We start from the raw sequence: 2,377 nt of genomic DNA, 5'->3' as shown, positions 1-2,377 counted from the left end.
TTCTGATACTAAGTCCGCATACCGACGATGGAGAACTTGGTTGTGGGGGAAGTATAGCTAAATTCGTTGAAGATGAAATAGAGGTATACTACGCAGCGTTATCCTCTTGCGAGAGATCAGTTCCGGAAAATTACCCAAAAAATATCCTTAAAAAGGAAGTTTTAGAGGCGACTGAAATTCTTGGGATAAGTAAAGAGAACGTCCTTCTTTACGACTTTGAAGTTAGAAAATTTCCCACTTTCCGACAGGAGATTCTCGACTCTCTGATTAAAATCAGGAGGGAAATTTCTCCTGATGTTGTTTTCACACCTTCCTCCTACGACACGCATCAGGATCACAAGGTCACGAGAGAGGAAACGCTAAGAGCTTTCAAAGGGTGCACGATTCTCGGATACGAGCAACCTTGGAATAATCTAACATTCGACACAACCGCCTTTATTCCCTTAGATAAAAGACATATCGAACGGAAAATTCGGGCTTTGATGAGGTATAAATCCCAGGCTGAAAGACCATACTTTGACGGAAAATTTATCGAAAGCTTGGCAAAAACCCGTGGTGTGCAGATAAATGCTGAATATGCAGAAGTGTTTGAGGTCATCAGGTGGATAATAAGATGAAATTTTCAAGTGAGAAAGGGATCGTTGCTCTGGCAGCTCTAATTGTAGGTGCATCAATAGAGCTTGCCTATGGAACAGCTTATCTTGGAGCTGTCTTTCTTTTAATGTCGCTGGTGATTATCTTCCTCTTAGCCAAAAACTCTGAAAAGGAAATTCCTGAAGTAAGGAGATCCTGGTTTTTGATAGTTGTAGGAGGAGGAACGATCGCTCTTGACCTAATCGCCAACAGCTTCCTTGAATCTGAAATTCAGACTTTTGACACGATGGTAATCCTTTTCGGAATCTCTCTCATGTCCTACGGATCCGGCAGCAAATACTCGGAAATCGGAAGGTTTGGTGTATACTTTACTCTAATATTTCTCACGCTCTTTGCCCTTCTTTTCATGCTTCCGGCGAGAGTCAGCATGTATATTCCGTATCTCTACGGACATTACGCCGTTGCAGTTCCTGTAGTAAAATTACTCGAAAGCGTTGGAGTTGGTGTGAGAATTTCAGACTTTAGAATTATAGAAGTTTTAGGGGAAAATCACGCATTTCTGAGGATAGACCTTGCATGCTTTGGTTGGTATTCTCTGCTCCTTGTTACGAGTATGGTTTTGTCTTATAACATCGCTTTTCGATGGAAGGATTGGAGAAATGTTGCAAAAGTGCTCATCGTTTTATCCGTTGCAGTTTACTTAGCCAACTTGCTCAGAGTTGCAACGTTGGTTTATCTTACCTACAGCTTCGGCTCCGAATTCATGCTGAAAATTCACCCCCATCTTGGCTGGATATTTTTCATGCTGGTTCTCCTTCCACTCTCATATGTATTTCTGAAGATGAGGTGAAGAGTTTGAGGATAGCTTTGGGAGTTGTCCATCCGAAACATGTGCATATATTCAGATACTTCGCAAGAGAGATGGTTAAAAGGGGACATGAAATCTCGGTTTTGGCTGTGAATAAGGGGGAGACATCTTATCTACTTGAAAAATACTACGAAAATTATGAAATACTTGGAGAAAGTGGAAATACGATCTATTCAAAGTTGCTGAAACTCGCTAAATTTGAAAGGAGCGCATTGAAAATCTTAAGAAAAATAAAACCCGATGTCGTTATGGGCAGACCGATACCCCACATGGTTCACGCTAATGCCGTTGTTGGCGGAGATTACGTAATACTTGAAGACACGGAGATAGCGAGGAAGTTACACATGATAACGGTTCCCTTTTCCAAATACGTCGTTACCCCTAAAAGCTTCTTGGGAGATTTTGGAGATAAGCACATTAGATTTAACAGCTTTTTCGAGTTGGCCTATCTTCACCCAAACAATTTTGAGGCTAATAAGACTGTTTACGACTATTTGGACTTCTCAAAAAATGAGAGGTTTGTCGTTTTCAGAACGATCTCGTGGAACGCGTACCATGACAGAGGACTTAAAGGTTTGGAGGATTACAAAAAAGCGATTAAAACCATCGAAGATCTTGCAAACGTTGTTGTGCTAAGCGAGAATAAAAACGGAGGGAATGTCAAAATACCTCCCGAACTTGCGCATTCTTTATTGTACTATGCCGATCTTTACGTCGGCGAAGGTGCTACGATGGCGGTGGAAGCTGCTCTCCTCGGAACACCGTCGATTCACGTGGAATCCACATCTTCTGGAATCGCCACGGGCTTGATGTCTGGAAATCTGCTTGAGCTAAGAAACAAATACAACCTCCTTGAGTTTTACGCGAACCAGAAGAATGCTGTTGAGAGGGCGATAGAGATTCTTGAGGATAAGA

General features: G+C 41.9%; 3 protein-coding genes. All 3 read left to right on the top strand.

Translation table 11 applies throughout. The features are described from left to right. The first annotated feature begins 2 nt into the window (after positions 1-2). Positions 3-617 carry a PIG-L family deacetylase gene (locus tag F7C14_RS02585; protein WP_290899662.1) on the top strand — a complete coding sequence of 205 codons (615 nt, stop codon included), beginning with the start codon at positions 3-5 and terminating at the stop codon, positions 615-617. Beyond that, positions 614-1,444: an archaeosortase C gene (gene artC / locus F7C14_RS02580; protein WP_290899660.1), complete on the top strand. Its 831-nt coding sequence runs from the start codon at positions 614-616 to the stop codon at positions 1,442-1,444. The genes F7C14_RS02585 and artC overlap by 4 nt, the downstream gene beginning before the upstream one ends. A gap of 5 nt (positions 1,445-1,449) precedes the next feature. Beyond that, positions 1,450-2,377 (top strand): DUF354 domain-containing protein (locus tag F7C14_RS02575; RefSeq protein ID WP_290899658.1); only part of this gene is annotated, 928 nt, incomplete at its 3' end.

The sequence above is a fragment of the Ferroglobus sp. genome (genome assembly GCF_015521575.1).
In the GTDB taxonomy this organism is placed as follows: domain Archaea; phylum Halobacteriota; class Archaeoglobi; order Archaeoglobales; family Archaeoglobaceae; genus Ferroglobus.
Note: the sequence above shows the minus strand (reverse complement) of the source record. Positions and strands in the feature narration are given on the sequence as shown.